At 69.1% G+C, this 16,304-nt stretch carries 16 protein-coding genes, 1 tRNA gene and 1 pseudogene; 7 read left to right on the top strand and 11 right to left on the bottom strand.

Features of this window, described 5'->3' with window-relative positions; all coding sequences use genetic code 11:
- Positions 1-8 precede the first annotated feature (8 nt).
- The 4 genes from Tther_RS00400 to otnI all read left to right on the top strand — a co-directional run bounded on the left by Tther_RS00400 (position 9) and on the right by otnI (position 4,591).
- On the top strand, positions 9-1,037 hold the full coding sequence (locus tag Tther_RS00400; protein WP_143899716.1) for a microcin C ABC transporter permease YejB: 1,029 nt from the start codon (positions 9-11) through the stop codon (positions 1,035-1,037).
- On the top strand, positions 1,021-2,079 hold the full coding sequence (locus Tther_RS00395; protein ID WP_143899714.1) for an ABC transporter permease: 1,059 nt from the start codon (positions 1,021-1,023) through the stop codon (positions 2,077-2,079). Before Tther_RS00400 ends, Tther_RS00395 begins: the two co-directional genes overlap by 17 nt.
- The gene (locus Tther_RS00390) at positions 2,079-3,725 is read left to right on the top strand and encodes an ABC transporter ATP-binding protein (RefSeq protein ID WP_143899712.1); all 1,647 of its coding nucleotides are present in this window, start codon (positions 2,079-2,081) and stop codon (positions 3,723-3,725) included. The genes Tther_RS00395 and Tther_RS00390 overlap by 1 nt, the downstream gene beginning before the upstream one ends.
- 65 nt (positions 3,726-3,790) lie before the next feature.
- Complete coding sequence (gene otnI / locus Tther_RS00385; protein WP_143899710.1) at positions 3,791-4,591, top strand: 2-oxo-tetronate isomerase; 801 nt, start codon at positions 3,791-3,793, stop codon at positions 4,589-4,591.
- A 120-nt stretch (positions 4,592-4,711) separates the two neighbouring features.
- On the opposite strand, the gene Tther_RS00380 is transcribed toward otnI, so the two are convergent.
- The 3 genes and pseudogenes from Tther_RS00380 to Tther_RS00370 form a co-directional block, all read right to left on the bottom strand.
- The gene (locus Tther_RS00380) at positions 4,712-5,125 is read right to left on the bottom strand and encodes a type II toxin-antitoxin system VapC family toxin (RefSeq protein WP_143899707.1); all 414 of its coding nucleotides are present in this window, start codon (positions 5,123-5,125) and stop codon (positions 4,712-4,714) included.
- Positions 5,122-5,373 carry a type II toxin-antitoxin system Phd/YefM family antitoxin gene (locus Tther_RS00375; RefSeq protein WP_143899705.1) on the bottom strand — a complete coding sequence of 84 codons (252 nt, stop codon included), beginning with the start codon at positions 5,371-5,373 and terminating at the stop codon, positions 5,122-5,124. Before Tther_RS00375 ends, Tther_RS00380 begins: the two co-directional genes overlap by 4 nt.
- A 46-nt stretch (positions 5,374-5,419) precedes the next feature.
- A pseudogene (locus tag Tther_RS00370) lies at positions 5,420-5,749 on the bottom strand (hypothetical protein); the annotation flags it as partial.
- Between the two features lie 152 nt (positions 5,750-5,901).
- Between Tther_RS00370 and Tther_RS00365 the strand changes: the two are divergent.
- Positions 5,902-6,306: a type II toxin-antitoxin system VapC family toxin gene (locus Tther_RS00365; protein ID WP_143899703.1), complete on the top strand. Its 405-nt coding sequence runs from the start codon at positions 5,902-5,904 to the stop codon at positions 6,304-6,306.
- A gap of 221 nt (positions 6,307-6,527) precedes the next feature.
- Here Tther_RS00365 and Tther_RS00360 read toward each other — a convergent pair.
- The 5 genes from Tther_RS00360 to Tther_RS00340 all read right to left on the bottom strand — a co-directional run bounded on the left by Tther_RS00360 (position 6,528) and on the right by Tther_RS00340 (position 9,775).
- Positions 6,528-6,603 (bottom strand) — tRNA-Asn (locus Tther_RS00360).
- Positions 6,604-6,614: 11 nt separating this feature from the next.
- A complete protein-coding gene (locus tag Tther_RS00355) occupies positions 6,615-7,562 on the bottom strand; it encodes a thiamine phosphate synthase (RefSeq protein WP_143899701.1) in 948 nt (315 codons plus the stop codon).
- 8 nt (positions 7,563-7,570) lie between these two features.
- Positions 7,571-8,392, bottom strand: coding sequence for a thiazole synthase (locus tag Tther_RS00350; RefSeq protein WP_143899699.1), 822 nt, complete (start codon positions 8,390-8,392; stop codon positions 7,571-7,573).
- A gap of 7 nt (positions 8,393-8,399) precedes the next feature.
- Complete coding sequence (gene thiS, locus Tther_RS00345) at positions 8,400-8,609, bottom strand: sulfur carrier protein ThiS (RefSeq protein WP_143899697.1); 210 nt, start codon at positions 8,607-8,609, stop codon at positions 8,400-8,402.
- Positions 8,606-9,775 (bottom strand): FAD-dependent oxidoreductase, encoded by a 1,170-nt coding sequence (locus Tther_RS00340; RefSeq protein ID WP_143899695.1) that lies wholly within the window; start codon positions 9,773-9,775, stop codon positions 8,606-8,608. The genes thiS and Tther_RS00340 overlap by 4 nt, the downstream gene beginning before the upstream one ends.
- A gap of 81 nt (positions 9,776-9,856) precedes the next feature.
- Between Tther_RS00340 and thiD the strand changes: the two genes are divergently transcribed.
- Complete coding sequence (thiD, locus tag Tther_RS00335) at positions 9,857-10,729, top strand: bifunctional hydroxymethylpyrimidine kinase/phosphomethylpyrimidine kinase (protein WP_143899693.1); 873 nt, start codon at positions 9,857-9,859, stop codon at positions 10,727-10,729.
- Here thiD and Tther_RS00330 read toward each other — a convergent pair.
- On the bottom strand, positions 10,687-11,787 hold the full coding sequence (locus Tther_RS00330; protein WP_143899691.1) for an NAD(P)/FAD-dependent oxidoreductase: 1,101 nt from the start codon (positions 11,785-11,787) through the stop codon (positions 10,687-10,689). The two genes, thiD and Tther_RS00330, sit on opposite strands and share 43 nt — an antisense overlap.
- A gap of 40 nt (positions 11,788-11,827) precedes the next feature.
- Positions 11,828-12,157 carry a ferredoxin FdxA gene (gene fdxA / locus Tther_RS00325; RefSeq protein ID WP_143899690.1) on the bottom strand — a complete coding sequence of 110 codons (330 nt, stop codon included), beginning with the start codon at positions 12,155-12,157 and terminating at the stop codon, positions 11,828-11,830.
- Positions 12,158-12,388: 231 nt separating this feature from the next.
- Here fdxA and Tther_RS00320 point away from each other — a divergent pair, with 231 nt between their 5' ends.
- On the top strand, positions 12,389-14,290 hold the full coding sequence (locus Tther_RS00320) for a PHA/PHB synthase family protein (protein WP_143899688.1): 1,902 nt from the start codon (positions 12,389-12,391) through the stop codon (positions 14,288-14,290).
- Positions 14,291-14,326: 36 nt separating this feature from the next.
- Here the strand turns inward: Tther_RS00320 and mnmC are convergent, their stop codons facing one another.
- Complete coding sequence (mnmC, locus tag Tther_RS00315) at positions 14,327-16,303, bottom strand: bifunctional tRNA (5-methylaminomethyl-2-thiouridine)(34)-methyltransferase MnmC2/FAD-dependent 5-carboxymethylaminomethyl-2-thiouridine(34) oxidoreductase MnmC1 (protein WP_143899686.1); 1,977 nt, start codon at positions 16,301-16,303, stop codon at positions 14,327-14,329.
- Position 16,304: the final 1 nt, after the last annotated feature.

The raw sequence follows: 16,304 nt of genomic DNA, 5'->3' as shown, positions 1-16,304 counted from the left end.
ATGCACCGATGTGGACCTATATCCTCAAGCGGCTGTTGCTCATGATCCCCACGCTGTTCGGGGTGTTGTTGCTCACCTTCGTGGTGATCCAGTTCGTGCCCGGTGGGCCGGTGGAGCAGTACCTGGCCGAGGCGCGGGCGGGCCTGGGTCACGGGGCGGAAGGGGGCGGCTCGGCCTACCGTGGCGCGCAGGGTGTCGATCCGCAGCGGCTGGAGCAAATCAAAGCGCTCTATGGCTTTGACAAACCCGCGCACGAGCGGTTTTGGCAGATGCTGGGGCAATTCGCCCGTTTCGATCTGGGGCAAAGCTTCTTCCAGAACAAGCCGGTGGCCCAGCTCATCTGGGACAAACTGCCGGTTTCCATGAGCCTGGGGCTGTGGACCTTTGTGATCAGCTACGGGGTGGCCGTGCCGCTGGGGGTGGCCAAGGCGGTGCGGGCGGGCTCGCGCTTCGATCTGGTGACCACGCTCATCGTTTTGGTGGCGTATGCAATCCCCGGCTTCGTGCTCGGGGTGGCGCTGTTGGTCATCTTTGGTGGGCAGTTGCAGTGGTTTCCGCTGCGCGGGCTGGTCAGCGACAACTGGGCCGAACTGTCGTGGGGGGCACGCATCGTGGACTACCTGTGGCACATCACGCTGCCGGTGCTGTCGATGGTGCTGGGCAGCTTTGCCGTGACCGCCATGCTCACCAAAAATGCGTTTTTGGAAGAGATCCGCAAGCAATACGTCCTGGTGGCGCGCGCCAAGGGGCTTGGCGAGCGCCAGGTGCTGTGGAAGCACGTGATGCGCAACGCGCTGATCCCGATCGTCACGGGCTTTCCCGCAGCCTTCATCGGTGCGTTTTTTACCGGCAGCCTGCTGATTGAGACGCTGTTTTCGCTCGACGGCCTGGGGCTGCTCAGCTACGAGAGCGTGATCCGGCGCGACTATCCGGTGGTCATGGGCACGCTGTTTTTGTTCACGCTGATCGGACTGGTGACCAAGCTGATCAGCGATTTGTGCTACGTGTGGGTGGATCCCCGTGTCAAGTTCGACTGACGCCGCGCCGCACTGGACGCCCAGCCCCAGCCCGGCGCGGCGCGCCTGGCGGCGCTTTGTGCGCAACCGGCTGGGGTTTTGGAGTTTGGTCCTGTTCGTCGCCCTGGTGGTGCTCAGCCTGCTGGCCGAGGTGTTGTCCAACGACCGGCCGCTGGTGGTCCACTACGAAGGCCGCTCGTACTGGCCACTGCTGCACGACTATCCGGAAACCACGTTCGGTGGCGATTTCGAAACACCCACCGACTACCTTGACCCGTTCATTCGCGAACGCTTGTCCGCTGGGGGCAACTGGGCCCTGTATCCACCCAACCCCTACGGGCCCAAGACGATCAACTACTACGCCACCGACCCGCACCCATCGCCGCCTTCTGCGGCCAACTGGCTGGGCACGGACGACCGGGGGCGTGACCTGCTGGCGCAGCTGATCTACGGCTTTCGCGTCAGCGTCTTGTTTGGCCTGGCGCTGACCGCCATCGGCGTGGTGCTGGGGGTGCTGGCGGGCGCGGTGCAGGGCTACTTTGGGGGGCGCCTAGATCTGACGTTGCAGCGCCTCATCGAAATCTGGGGCTCGATGCCCGAGCTGTACCTGCTCATCATCTTCAGCGCGGTCTTTGCACCCAGCGTGGCGCTGTTGCTGGTGTTGCTCAGCTTGTTTGGCTGGATGGGCTTGGCCGACTACGTGCGCGCCGAATGCTTGCGCAACCGCCAACTGGACTACGTGCGGGCGGCGCGCGCCCTGGGGCTGAGCCACTGGGCCATCATCTGGCGGCATGTGCTGCCCAACAGCCTGACGCCGGTGGTGACGTTTTTGCCGTTTCGCATGAGCGCGGCGATTTTGGCGCTGACCTCACTCGACTTTCTGGGACTGGGGGTGCCGCCGGGCACGCCCAGCCTGGGTGAATTGCTGGCGCAGGGCAAAAGCAACATCGACGCCTGGTGGATTTCGCTGGCCACCTTTGGCGTGTTGGTGCTCACGCTGTTGCTGCTGACCTTCATGGGTGACGCGCTGCGCGACGCGCTCGACCCCCGAAAGGCGGACTGATGGACGACCGCACCCCACCGCTGCTGAGCGTGCGCGGTCTGCGCATTGCCTGGGGCAATCAGCCCGTCGTGCACGGGGTGGACTTTGACGTCGCCCCCGGCGAGAAGGTGGCCCTGGTGGGCGAATCCGGCTCCGGCAAAACCGTGACGGCGCTGAGCCTGCTGCGGTTGCTGCCCGACGCGCAGGTGCAGGGCGAGGTGCGCTTCGACGGACAGTCGCTGTTGACCCTGCCCGAGCGCGCGCTGCGCGGCTTGCGTGGCGACGCGGTGGCCTACGTGTTTCAGGAGCCGATGACGGCGCTCAACCCCCTCTACCCGGTGGGCGAGCAGATTGCCGAGGTGCTGCGCCTCAAGCGCGCGCTGTTGCCGCGTGAAGCGTGGGCGCGGGCGCAGCAGTGGCTGGCCCAGGTGGGCATCGACGACGCGCCGCGGCGGGCCCGCCAGTACCCGCATCAGCTCAGCGGTGGGCAGCGCCAGCGCGCCATGATCGCGATGGCCCTGGCGGGTGAGCCGCGATTGCTGATCGCCGATGAACCCACCACCGCCCTGGATGCCAGCCTGCGCCTGCAGATTCTGGCGCTGCTCGACGATTTGCAGCGCCGGCTGGGGTTGGCGGTGCTGCTCATCACGCACGACTTGAACCTGGTGCGGCGTTTTGCCGACCGGGTGGTGGTGATGGAGCGCGGGCGGGTGGTCGAGTCCGGGGCCGTGGCCACGGTTTTTCGGCAACCCGCGCATCCCTACACCCGCCGCCTGTTGGACAGCCGCCCCACACGCGATGGCCTGTCGGATGCGCACAGCGCCACAGCGCCGCCGAATGCGCCTGCCGTGCTGTCGCTGGAACGGGTGCGCGTGGCCTACCGCATCCCGCGACCGGGCTGGCGCGGGTGGTTTCGCTCCGGTGCGTTTTGCGCGGTGCAGGACGTCACGGCGCAGGTGGCGCCCGGGCGCACGCTGGGCGTGGTGGGGGAGTCGGGCTCGGGCAAGTCCACCCTGGCGCTGGCGGCACTGGGGCTGCTGCCGGCCGAAGGTCGGCTGCGCGTCATGGGGCGTGCCTGGCAGGGTGGGGCGGCCGACCGCGCGTTGCGGCGCGACGTGCAGGTGGTGTTTCAGGATCCGTTTTCTTCGCTGTCGCCACGGTTGACGGTGGAGCAAATCGTGGGCGAGGGCCTGCGCGTGCACGCCCCCGACCTGCCGCTGCGCGAGCGCCGCGACCGCGTCGTGGCCACGTTGCGGGAGGTGGGGCTGCTGCCGCAGGGCATGTCCGATGCCGACATCGCCGCCTGGTTGCAACGCTATCCGCACGAATTTTCGGGCGGGCAGCGCCAGCGCATCGCCATTGCGCGCGCGCTCATCGTGCAGCCGCGGCTGCTGGTGCTCGACGAGCCCACCAGCGCGCTCGACGTCACCGTCCAGCGCCAGATCATCGAGCTGCTGCAACGCCTGCAGCGCGAGCGGGGGTTGGCCTACCTGCTCATCACGCACGACGTGGAGGTGGTCTGGGCCATGGCGCACGACGTCCTGGTGCTGCGCGGCGGCGCGGTGGTCGAAGCCGGCCCCGCCGAGCAGGTGCTGCGCGCGCCGCGCGATCCGTACACGCGCCAGCTGCTCGAGGCGGCCGGGTTTGCCGCGCTGGCGGCCGCGTGACAATCGGCCGTTGCCGACACGGTGCGCCTTCGCCGCCCTTCCATCCTACCCATGACCGCCGCGCCATGCCCCAGTTCGCCGCCAACCTGTCCCTGATGTACACCGAGCACGACTTTCTGGACCGATTTGCTGCTGCGGCGGCCGATGGGTTTCGGGCGGTCGAGTTTCTGTTCCCGTACGACCATGCGCCGCAGACCATTGCCCAGCGGCTGCGCGACAACGGCTTGCGCCAGGCGCTGTTCAATCTCCCCCCGGGCGACTGGGCGGCCGGCGAGCGCGGGCTGGCCGCGCTGCCCGGGCGCGAGGCTGAGTTTGCCGCCAGCGTCCAGCAGGCCCTGCCGTACGCCTTGGCCACGGGATGTCGGCGCCTGCACGTCATGGCGGGTATCGCGCCCGCCGGTGCGGACCGCGCCGCCATGCACCGCACCTACGTGGCCAATCTGCGCCACGCCGTGGAGCAGCTCGCCCCGCACGGCATCACGGTGTTGATCGAACCGATCAACACACGCGACATGCCCGGCTACTTCCTGCATTTTCAGCAGCAGGCGCACGACATCGTCGCCGAGGTCGGTCACCCCAACCTGAAGGTGCAAATGGACCTGTACCACTGCCAGATCATGGAAGGCGACCTGTGGACACGCCTGCAGCGCCACATCGGCGGGGTGGGGCATCTGCAAATCGGCGGCGTGCCGCATCGGCACGAACCCGACAGCGGCGAGGTGAACTACCCCTGGCTGTTTGCGCAAATCGACGCGCTGGGCTATCAAGGCGACATCGGATGCGAATACCGCCCGCGCCAAGGCACCTCGGCGGGGCTGGGGTGGTTTGCGCCGTACCGGGATGTGCAGTCGTGCGATCATGCGTAGGACTCCCGGTACCAGACAGCCTTGCTGCTGCGGCGCGGGCCCAAAAATTCAGCCAGAACGCTGCGCGCGAGCAAGTAACCATGGCGCGAGGGTGCTGTATGATCGTCCGGGATGCGTCATTTACTCTGACCAGGGATCAAACACCACCAAATCCGGGTGCTGAAAATCCTTGAGGTTGCGCGTGATCAGCGTCAGTCCATGGGTCAAAGCCGTGGCGGCCAGCAGACTGTCGATGGCAGGCAAGGGTCGGCCAGCCTGCGCCACCAAGCGGCCCCATCGATCAGCAACCTTGGCATCAACCGCAAGAATCCGGCCCGCGAAAAACCTCGGCAACTCGGCTTCCAGCCAATCAAGCAGCGCCAGTTTACGGGCCGTTTCTGGCAGTGCGTCGATGCCTTTGCGTAGCTCACCGAGCGTCAGCACGCTCAGGTACAGGGTACTGGCCGGGCGCTTGGCAAACCACTGCGCGACCTTGGCGTGCGGCTCACGTTTGCGCAGTTCTGACAGCACATTGGTGTCGATCAGGTAGCTCAAAGCGACACCTCACGGGTGGGGCTGGCATCGCGCGTGAGATCGATGTCATCGCTGCCAAACAACGGGGAACGGCGCATGAATTCAACCAGCGATTGTCCGGTACCGGTCAGCCGTTCGTATTCGGCCTTGGACAGCACGACTGCCACGACCCTTCCATGCCACGTGATCTCCTGTGGGCCGGCGCTTTCCGTCTCCCGCACCAGTTCGGACAAATGGGCTTTGGCTTCTTGAATCTGCCAAGTGCGCATAGCGGCCTCCAAAACTAACCATTCTGGTCATATTCTAGCGCAGGCATCAGGTGATGCTGGCCCCAGAGCCCCCGCACCCGCTCCAGTCGCAACGTAACGCCGCGCCCACCACGGGTGACGGGCGCGCCTGAGCGGCCTGATGCCACCAGAACTCTCTGGGTGAACGCATGTTCGAGGACGAGTGCGGATGCGCCTCGTTGAAGTGCTCGAAGGCGGCTGGCAACTGCGCCAGCACCGTGGCCGCGTCGCACAGAGCCATGCGCGCGACGTCGTCGCGCTTGCAGCAGTCCTTGGCGAACGTGGTTGTCACGCTCTGCCCCGATTCGCACTTGATCTTCAGCCCATCGGAGCACCCGCGCGGATCGCTGCGCGCGAGCAGGTAGTGCTGGCGCGAGGGTGCTACCAGATCGTCCGGGATGCGACAGCCCGCAGTGCCGGGCGTTGGCCGGGCGGTTTCCAGACTTCCCACTGCGACTGCAGCCCCCGGAGGCGGCTGCGGCGGATGTTCCCCGCGAGGGCTTTTGAGCCATGGTGGTCCTCGACACCAACACCGTCAGCGACTACTTCCGGGGTGACCCGCGCGTCGTGTCGGGCCTTCTGGCGCTACGGCCGGGTGATGTGGCCATTCCGTCCATCGTCGAGTACGAACTGCACTATGGCCTGCTCAGGCTCCCTGCCGCCGCGGCCGAGCCGCGGCGGCAGGCGTTGAGCCAGTTTCTGCGCCCTGTGCAGATTCTGCCGTTTGACAGCGAATGCGCCGCCTGTGCCGCGCGCATACGAGCCACGCTCGAGGCCTCTGGAGCCCCCATCGGTCCGCACGACACGCTGATCGCGGCCACCGCTGTCAGGCATCAGGCCACCCTGGTCACGCGCAACGTCAGCGAATTCTCGCGTGTGCCGGGCTTGCAGCTTGTCAACTGGCATGCGGACTGATCCATCCGTGCAGACCCTCTACAACCGCCGCAGCCTTGGCGCCTCGAGGCCACCGGCCGAGATCGCGTGCGGCGCCCCTGCCCGATCGCGCCCGCACGCTCACCGACTTGCAATGGCTGCAGCCGGCCCAGCGGGCCAGCCTCTCCGAGGTCTTGCTGCAGCCAAAAATGGCCCGGAAAGCAAAAAAGCCCACCAAGGTGGGCTTCAGTGCTTGATGGATGTGGCTCCCCGACCTGGGCTCGAACCAGGGACCTACGGATTAACAGTCCGGCGCTCTACCGACTGAGCTATCGGGGAACAGACCTCTATTATAGCGGATCGTTGGGCGGCGTCTGGCCTTGGGGGCGCAGCCGTGCCCATGCGGTCATCAGCTCGCGCGCTGCCGCTTGCGGGTCTCCGGCGCCGATGATGGCGCGCACCACGGCGAACGCTCCCACGCCGCTGCTGGCCACCTCGGGCAGCTGCTCCAGCCCGATGCCGCCGATGGCGACGGTGGGCAACCCGTGCGCCAAGCGGGCGTACATGCGCAGGCGACCCGGCCCTTGCGGCGCGGTGGGCATGGCTTTGAGCGTGGTGGGGTAGATCGCGCCCAAGGCCAGGTAGCTGGGGCCCAGTTGCCAGGCGCGCACCATTTCGGCGTAGCCGTGCGTGCTGATGCCCAGCCGCAGGCCGCTGGTGCGCAGGGTGTGGATGTCCTCCGGCGTCAGGGTGGACAGGTCCTCCTGTCCCAGGTGTACGCCGTAGGCCCCCGCATCGAGGGCGGCACGCCAGTGGTCGTTGATGAACAGCCGCGCGGACGTGCCCTGCACCGCGCGCACGGCGGCGCTGACCTCGGCGTGGATGCGCGCGGGATCGTCGTGTTTGAAGCGCAGCTGCAACGTGGGCACACCCGCCGCGGCCATGCGCGCCACCCAGTCGGCGCTGGGCAGCACGGCGTAGAGGCCCAACGCGCTGGGGCAGGGGGCAAAGGGTTGCGGGTGGCGTGTCAGGCCAAAGTCGCCGGTGGCGTCATCCGGCCAATCGCGGGGGTCGAAGCCAACACGCGCGGCGCGCCGCACCCATGCCGAGGCGACCACGGCGGCATCGGCGGCGACGAAGCCCAACCGGCGCGCGGCTGCATACGCCACGGCATAAACCGAACCGTCGGCGGGTTGCGCATTAGGGTCCGCATCGCGCTCGATGCGCAGGTCGGTGTGGGCGGCCACCAGGGCGTCGACGGCGGCTTCTGGAACGCGCAGCGGCGGCAGGGATGGCATATGGGTGTTCAGGCTTGGTGCCAAAAGGGCGTGCCCAGCACCGGTGTGCTGGGCTGTGCGGTGGTTTGGGGTGCAATGGCGCCGGCCCGGTAGGCGGCGCGCCCTGCGGCCACGGCATCGGCGAAGGCACCCGCCATGGCCACCGGGTCTTGCGCCAGGGCGACCGCGGTGTTGAGCAGCACGGCATCCAACCCCCATTCCAGCACCTGGCAGGCGTGCGAGGGCAATCCCAGGCCCGCATCCACGATCAGCGGTGTCTCGGGCAGCCGCTCGCGCAACGTGCGCAGCGCGTGCGGGTTGACCGGGCCCAACCCCGTGCCGATGGGGGCCGCCCACGGCATGACGGCTTGGCAGCCCACGTCGAGCAGGCGCTGGCACAGCACCAGGTCGTCGGTGCAGTAGGGCAGGACTTTGAACCCGCGCTTGATGAGCAGGTCGGCCGCCACGGGGAGTTGCAGCGTGTCGGGCTGCAGGGTGTAGTCGTCGCCGATGAGCTCGAGCTTGATCCAGTCGGTGCCAAACACCTCGCGCGCCATCTCGGCGGTGGTGACCGCCTCTTGCACGCTGTGGCAGCCGGCGGTGTTGGGCAGCACCGGCACCGCCAGCCGTTGCAGCAGCGCCCAAAAGCCCTGCGAGGCATCGGCGCCCAGCGCGCCCTGGCGCCGCAGCGAGGCGGTCAACATGCAAGGGCGGGCGCGGTGGACCGCCTGTTCGAGCACCGCGGGCGAGGGGTAGCGAGCGGTACCCAGCATCAGGCGGCTGCCAAAGGCCTCGCCGTAGAGGATCAGCGGGTCGGCGGTGGCGACTGGGGTGGGCGTGGTAGCGGTCATGGTGCGGTCAGCCGCCGGTGATGGGGGCGATGATTTCGACGCGATCGCCCTCGTGCAGCGGGGTATGGGCGTATTGTGCGCGCGGCACGAATTGCAGGTTGACGGCCACGGCCACGGGAACGCCCGGCGGGTGTTGGGCGCTGGCATGTGCGACGGCATCGGCCACGCAGGCGCCGTCGGGCAGTTGCACCGGCTGGGCGTTGATGAAAATGTTCATGCTGTGCACGGGGCGGGGTCGCGGGTGTCGTGGCGCACAAAAGCCAGGCCCAGGCGGTCGGCCAAGGTGGTTTGTTGTGTGTTCATGTACTCGATGACGGCGTCGTGCAGGGCAGGCGAGATCATGAAGCCGTGCCGGTACAGCCCGTTGATTTGCAGCACCCTGGGCGCGGGCTCGACGACGGCCGGCAAATTGTCCGGTAGCGTGGGACGGCATTGGCTGCACAGCTCCAGCACGCGCGCCTCGGCAAAGCCGGGGTGGACGGCGTAGGCGGCGCTGAGCAGCTCCAGCGTGGAGCGCACGCTGGCCGGGGAGAGGTCGTCGGACTCGATTTCGGTCGCGCCGATGACGAACAGGTGGTCCGGCTTGGGGGCGATGTAGATGGGGTAGCGCGGATGCAACAGCCGCGTGGGTCGCCGCAGCGTGACATCGGGCGCGTGCAGCCGCACCACTTCGCCGCGCACGCCGCGCAGCGGCCCGCGTGCCCTTGCTGTGCCGGGGTGAGGGGCGTGCGCCGCATGGGCCGTCCAGTCGGCACGTGCCCCCAGGCCGCGACAGTCCAGCACCCAGCCGTGCGGGTGCTCCCGCTGCCAGGACAGCGCCTGCGCCAGCGTCATGGCGCAGCCCCAGCGCACCGCGGCACCCAGGCCATGCAGCGTGGCCAGCAGGGCGTCGAGCAATTGGCGGTTGTCGAGTTGGCCTTCGTCCGGCAGATACAGGCCCTGCGCAAAGCGGCCGGCGACGGCGGGCTCGACTTCGGCCAGGGCGGTTGCGTCCAGTGCCTGCGGTGCGGGCAGTTCGGGGATGTGCGCCGTGGTGCGGCGCAGCAGCGCCTCGAAGCGCACGGCCTCGCGCGCGTCTTGGCGGTGCCACACGATCAGCGTGCCGTTTTGCTGAAAGTACACCGGCTGGGCCAGCCCCGCGCACAGGGCGCGCCAGCGTGGCAGGGCGTAGCGTCCCATGGCCACGACGTTGGGTTCGGTCACGGCCGATTCCGCCAGCGGCGCCAACATGGCCGCCGCGATGCGCGCCGCACCCCCCGCCTGCTGGGCGTCGGCGGCGGCGTCCACGAGCTGCACCGGGTAGCCCGACTGCGCCAGCGTGACACCCAGCAACCGGCCCATCAGGCCCGCCCCCAAAATCAGCACGGGTTCTCGTGTCGTCATGGGTGGGATGGTACCCCAGGGAAAACCCGTGCACGCGCGCGCCGCGTCACAGACATGCAGTGGCGGCGGATAATGTCACGCATGTCGCACCTGAACGATCTCGCTCACCCGACCGCGTGGCGCTACGCGCGCGTGCTCACAATCGCCGGTAGTGATTCCGGCGGCGGCGCCGGTATCCAGGCCGACCTCAAAACCATGGCCGCCCTGGGCTGCTACGGCATGACGGCCATCACCGCGCTGACGGCGCAAAATACCCAAGGGGTGCGCGCCATCCAGCCGGTACCGGCAGGGTTTTTGAAAGAGCAAATCGCCGCCGTGGTCGAGGACATCGGCGTGGACGCGGTCAAGATCGGCATGCTGCACGCGCCCGATATCGTCGATGCCGTAGCCTGGGCCATCGACACTTACCGGTTGCCGAATGTGGTGTTGGACCCCGTGATGGTGGCCACCAGCGGCGACACCTTGATCGAGCAAGAGACGATCGAGCGCCTGGTGGCGCAGTTGTTTCCCCGCGCAACGCTGGTCACCCCCAACCTGGACGAGGCGGCCCTGTTGCTGGGTCGCGCGCTGGCAAGCGCCGACGAGTTGGAGGCGGCCGCGGCCGACTTGTTGCAGCGCGGGGCAGCGGCGGTGCTGGTCAAGGGCGGGCATTTGCCCGGCGAGATGGTGACCGACCTGCTGGCCATACGCGGCGAGCCACCGGCCTACTGGACGCGCCTGCGTGGCGAGCGCATCGCCAGCGATAACGTCCACGGGACGGGCTGCACCCTCTCGTCGGCCATTGCGTCGTTTTTGGCGCTGGGCCAGACGTTGGAGGAAGCCGTGCAATCCGCGCATGGCTGGGTGCGTGGGGCGATCGCCGCGGGCGTGCACGTGCGCACGGGCCACGGCAGCGGCCCGCTCAACCACGGTTACGCGCCGGTGCCGATGCGCTTGTTGCCCGCTTCGGACTGATCCACGCCCAGCAGCCGCTGCAGCCGTGTGCTGGTGGTGGTGTACTCCAGCACCACGCGCTCGTGCGGGCGCAGCCATTGCGCGATGGCGAAGGCCGCCAGCGTCGCCTCGTGGAACCCGCACACGATGAGTTTGCGTTTGCCCGGGTAGGTGTTGACATCGCCCACCGCGTGTATGCCCGGCTCGGAGGTGCGAAAGCCTTCGGTGTCCACCACCAGGTGCTTGCGTTCCAGCGCCAAGCCCCACGCGGCAATGGGGCCCAGGCGCGGGTTGAGGCCCAGGCGCGGCATCAACAGGTCCAGCGGCAGCGACAGCCGCCGATCGTCGGCGGTGGCGATCTCCAGCGCCTCCAGCCGGCCATCGTCGCTGGCAAGGGCCTGTACCGGCTGGCCCAGGCACAGGCGTATCCAGCCGGCGCCGATGGCCGATTGCAGTTCCGCGTCGAGCGCCTCGTCGAGGGCAAAACGGTCACTGCGGTGCAGCAGTGTGACGTCGCTGCTGCCGTGGTCGGCCAGACGCAAGGCCAGGCGGGCGGCGGCCTCGGTGCCCCCCATGACGACGATGCGCTGGCCGACCCAGGTCTCGGGCGGGACGTCGTGGTAGTGCACCTGACGGCCTTCCCATGCCTCCAGGCCGGGGACAGGCACCTTGCGCGGCAAAAAGGCGCCAACGCCCGCCGCAATCACGATGGCGTCGCACGCAAACGCCAGGCCGCCGTCGGTTTCCAGCCGAAACCGGGGTGACGCTGACATGCCATCTTCGGCCGCAAGCCGCCGCAGGGTGGTGACGATCTGGCCCAAATGCAGCGGCACGCGCAAGGGTTCGAGCTGGCGCAGCAGCCGGTGGGTGAGCTCCTCGCCGCTGCACACGGGGATACCCGGCAGGTCGTAAATCGGTTTGTGGGGATAGAGCTCCGCGCACTGCCCACCGGCGTGCGCCAGGCCGTCCACCACGTGGACGGCGAGTTCCTGCAGGCCCAGCTGGAACGCTTGGTACAACCCGACCGGTCCAGCGCCGATCACGACGACGTCGGTGCGGATCAGACGGTCGGTGTTCATGGCCGCGCGGGGATGGGCTGGGCGCGGGCAGGCACGCCGCTCAGCGCTTGAGCAGGTGCAGCTTGCCCGTCACATCCTTGTACTGCTCGGCCTCGGGCAGCGGGGCCTTGCGCTTGGTGATGGTCTTCCACGTCGGCAACTTGGCCAGCTCGGCATTGAGCGCGATCATGTGCTGCTGGTCACGTGGCACGTCTTCTTCGGCATAAATGGCACCGACCGGGCACTCTGGGATGCAAACCGCGCAGTCGATGCACTCATCCGGGTCGATGGCCAGAAAATTGGGCCCCTCCCGAAAACAGTCCACGGGGCAGACGTCCACGCAATCGGTGTATTTGCAGGCGATGCAGGCTTCGGTAACAACGTGTGTCATGGCGCAAAGTCTTTCCGGGCCTCCGGGGCCCGCCGCAGCGCAGGGCGCGTATCGTGATGGCCGTGATTGTAGGCGCTGGGGGTTGGACGATCCTTGATGTGCGTCATCACCCTGTTGCCATTGCTGGACTATGCTGATCCCATGTGCTGGTAACCCGGGATCACCATCCCGTCAAGCGCCAGTCCCCCAGTCCCCAGCTGGCTACCCGCCTCCCGCCCATTGGAACCTGCCATGACCGCTTCGACCCGTTCCTCGACCCCACCACAGGCGGGCGCCAACGCTGCCGCGCGGTCCCATGAGCCGCACCGTCGGCAGGACGACGCCGCCGAAGCGCTGGACCGCCAGGCCTCGGTGCTGTTGGCACAGTGGTGGAGCGGGGTGTCGCCGATTTCGCTGGTGCTGGCGGCCACGGATTGGGCGCTGCACCTGTGGAGCTCGCCGGGGTCGCAGTGGCGCCTAGCGCGCCAGGCGCTGCAGGAGGGGCAGACCTGGTGGCTCGATACCGTGCAGGCCATGACGCGCGGCATGGCGTGGGGCGGGCTGCCCGCAGGCGCAGGCGCGCAGGCGGACGCGTCGGCGCCGGTGCAAGCGGATGCGCCGTTGGAGCAGGCGCTGCGCGAAGACGTGCGCTATGCCCACCCCGCCTGGCAGCAGTGGCCGTGGCGCTCGTACGCCACGGCGGGCAAGGCGGTGGAGCGCTGGTGGCAGCAGGCCGCCGCGCTGCGGGGCATGCGCCCGCACAGCCGCGAGCAGATGCGTTTTTACGGGCGCCAAATGCTGGATCTGTGGGCGCCCAGCAATGCGCTGTGGAGCAACCCGCAGGCGCTGCAGCGCGCCGTCGAGACCGGCGGCCAGTCGCTCTGGAAAGGGTGGGGCCAGGCCCTGGAGGATGTGCAGTGGCGGCTGGGTTGGGGGGAGCCGCCGCGGCGCTTCGACCCGCAGCTGGTGCCGGGCCGCGGCCTGGCGACCACACCGGGGCAGGTGGTGTTGCGCAATGCGCTGATCGAGTTGATCCAGTACGCGCCGACCACGACCACGGTGGCGCGCGAGGCGGTGCTCATCATCCCCTCGTGCATCATGAAGTACTACATCCTGGACCTGTCGCCGCACAACTCGCTGGTGCGTTGGTTGGTCGGACAGGGGCATACGGTCTACATCGTGTCGTGGAAAAACCCCGACGAGAGCGATGCCCTGCTGGGCATGGACGACTACGTGCGCGATGGCGTGCTGGCCGCGTTGGACCACGTGCGCTGCGCCACCGACGCGCCGGTGCACCTGATGGGCTACTGCCTGGGCGGCACGTTTGCCGCCATTGCCGCGGCCGCGCTCAGCGGCGGGGATGCGCGGCTGGGTTGCCAGCGATCGCAAGGCGCCGCGGACGCGGGCGTGCTGGCGAGCCTGACGCTGCTGGCGGCCGAGACGGACTTCAAGGAACCGGGCGAGCTTGGCATTCTGATCGACGAGGCCCAGGTGCGCTTGCTGGAGGACATGATGGCCGCGCGCGGCTACCTGACCGGGCAGCAGATGGCGGGGTCGTTTCAGTTTTTGCACTCGCGCGAGTTGGTCTGGTCGAGCCAGACGCGGCGCTGGCTCCTGGGTGAGGACGAGATTGGCAATGACCTGATGGCGTGGAACGCCGACGTGACGCGCTTGCCGGCCGTGATGCACAGCCAGTATCTGCGCCGCTGCTACCTGAACAACGATTTGGCCGAAGGGCGCTTTCTGTTCGAAGCGCAGCCGATCGCCCTGCGCGACATCCGCGTGCCGGTGTTTGCCGTGGGCACGGTCAAAGACCACGTGGCGCCGTGGCGCTCGGTCTACAAGATCCACCACCTGGTGTCGGCCGAGGTGACGTTTGCGCTGACCAACGGCGGGCACAATGCCGGGATCGTGTCGGAGCCCGGCCATCCGGGGCGCTACCACCACCTGCTGACCACGCCGCCCGAGCAGCCGTGGCGCTGCCCGGATGAATGGCTGGCCGCCGCGCCACGCCGCGACGGGAGCTGGTGGCCGTCGTGGGCCGAGTGGTTGCGCCAGCACTCCAGCGGCGAGGTGCCGGCGCGCACCCCGCGCGCCGACCCCGACCTGGGGCCGGCGCCGGGGCAGTACGTGATGGTGCGCTACGGCGACTGACGGGGCGTCCTCCGGGGGGAGAGCGGGCAGCGCCGCTCAGGTTGGCTGTGTGGCGGTGGTCGGCCGCTCGGCAAAACGCCGCGCCTGCAACCGTTGGGCAAGTGCGGATTCCAGCGGCCAGGGCTCGCCAAGCAGCTCGGCAGCCAGCACCTCGCCGCACAGGGCCGACAGGGTCAGCCCGCGCGCGCCCAGCCCCGTGATCACGCACAGGCCGGGCAGCCGCTGGGGGTCCAGCGCGCCCACGGCGGGCAACCGGTCGGGCAGGGTGGCGCGCACGCCGGCCCACGCCTGCGCTTGTGGCCAGCACGGGGCCAGGGCAGCGGCGGCATGGGGCAGCAGCCGGCGCAGCTTGTCGAGGTTGGCGGCATGGTCGGCGGTCTGCACGCGGAGGTCGGTGCTGCCGCGCACGAAGGTGGACCCCATGCACCAGTGCCTGGCACCGTCCGGGCCGGGCACGCCTGCGATGAGCGAGCCGTGGCCGTTGACGGGAAACGGCGGCAATGTCGCGCGCACCGGCGGCGGCAGCGCGGCCACGGGACCCCAGGCCACTTGGCCGCGCAACGCGTGCAGCGGCAGGTCTGCATGGCCTGCGGTGCGCAGCAGCGCCAGGGTATCGAACCCCGCACACACCACCACGACCGGGGCCAGGGCCAGCAGACGGCCGTCGGTGTCGTAGGCGGCCCAGCCCGTACCGTCCGCTGAACGCGCCAGCCGCGCCAGCGCAACACCGCTCACAAGGTCGATGTGCGGGTGGTCCAATTGTGCGCAGACCAGGCGCTGCGGCCGCAGCCAGCCCGCGCAGGCGTGCCACAGCGCCGGCGCGTCGGGGGGCAAGCCGGCGGCGGCAAGGCGGCTGGGTTCGGCGATGGCGCTCCAGGCCGCGCCGTGGGTCTGCCAGTCGGCGCTGTGCGGCAACGCGCGCTTCTTGCCTTCCACGCGGTGTTCGAGCACCCCGCTGGGCGCCCAGTCCCGCCCCGGTTGCAGCAGGGCACGGGCACGCTCCAGCGTGCATGCCAGCCCTGCGCGGCTCAGCCGGGAAAGTGGCGCGTCATCCGGGGATACGTGCGGGGCCACCAGCCCCACCGGCAGGCCCGAGGCACCGGCAGCGGGCGCGGCGCCCGCCTCCAGCACCGTGACGTGCCAGCCACGCGTGGCCAGGCTCCATGCAGCCGCCGAACCGGCCAGCCCCGCGCCGATGACGACCGCGCGCGCCGGCGCCGGCCGGGTTGGGGTTGGCGCACCTGTGCGCAGCGTGGTCCGGGGCGTCCAGGCCGGATCGTAGACCGCACGCAGGCAGTGGCGTTTGGGGGGCAGACCAGGGGCTTTTTCGACCTGAAAGCCCACCTCGGCCAGGCCATCGCGCACCGTGCGCGCCACGGTCCAGGTGGCCAGACGGGACCCGCGTCGGCACAGGCGTGCCACGGCGCGCAGCACCTCCGGCGACCACATGGCGGGGTTGCGCGCCGGGTCAAAGCCATCCAGAAACACGCTGTCGACCGCCACATCGAGCGTGGGCAGCCAGCGCGCGGCGTCGCCGATGCACAGCGTCAGCCGCAGGTGCCGCGGCGGGCCGCCGGGCGCGTCGTCGCGCCAGGTCCAGCGGTACACGCCAGGCAGCAATCCGGTCCAGCGCTCGGCCAGGGCGTGTGCCAGGGGCTGCAGCTCGGCAAAGGGCGCTGCGCTGCGGCGCACATCGTCGGCGTGGGCGGGGTAGGCCTCGGTGGCGGTGTAAAACAGCTCGGTGGGGGCGTGGGGGTCGTGGCGCCAGGCGTGCCAGGTGGCCAAAAAATTCAGGCCCAGGCCAAAGCCGTTTTCCAGGATGTGCCAGCGTGTCTGATCGGCCCACGCAGGCGGAGCCGACGCGGTGGGCAGCAGGCCGCAGCCGCGCAAAAAGACGTGGCGCGCCTGTGCCAGCCCGCCTTGCCCGTCGGCGCCGCGGCTGCGAAAGATGTCGCCAAAGCGGGGGCTGTGTGGCGTGCCATCGGGCAGCCACTCGACCACGGCGTCGGCCATG

The sequence above is a fragment of the Tepidimonas thermarum genome (assembly GCF_007556705.1).
GTDB classification, from domain to species: Bacteria; Pseudomonadota; Gammaproteobacteria; order Burkholderiales; family Burkholderiaceae_C; genus Tepidimonas; species Tepidimonas thermarum.
Note: the sequence above shows the minus strand (reverse complement) of the source record. Positions and strands in the feature narration are given on the sequence as shown.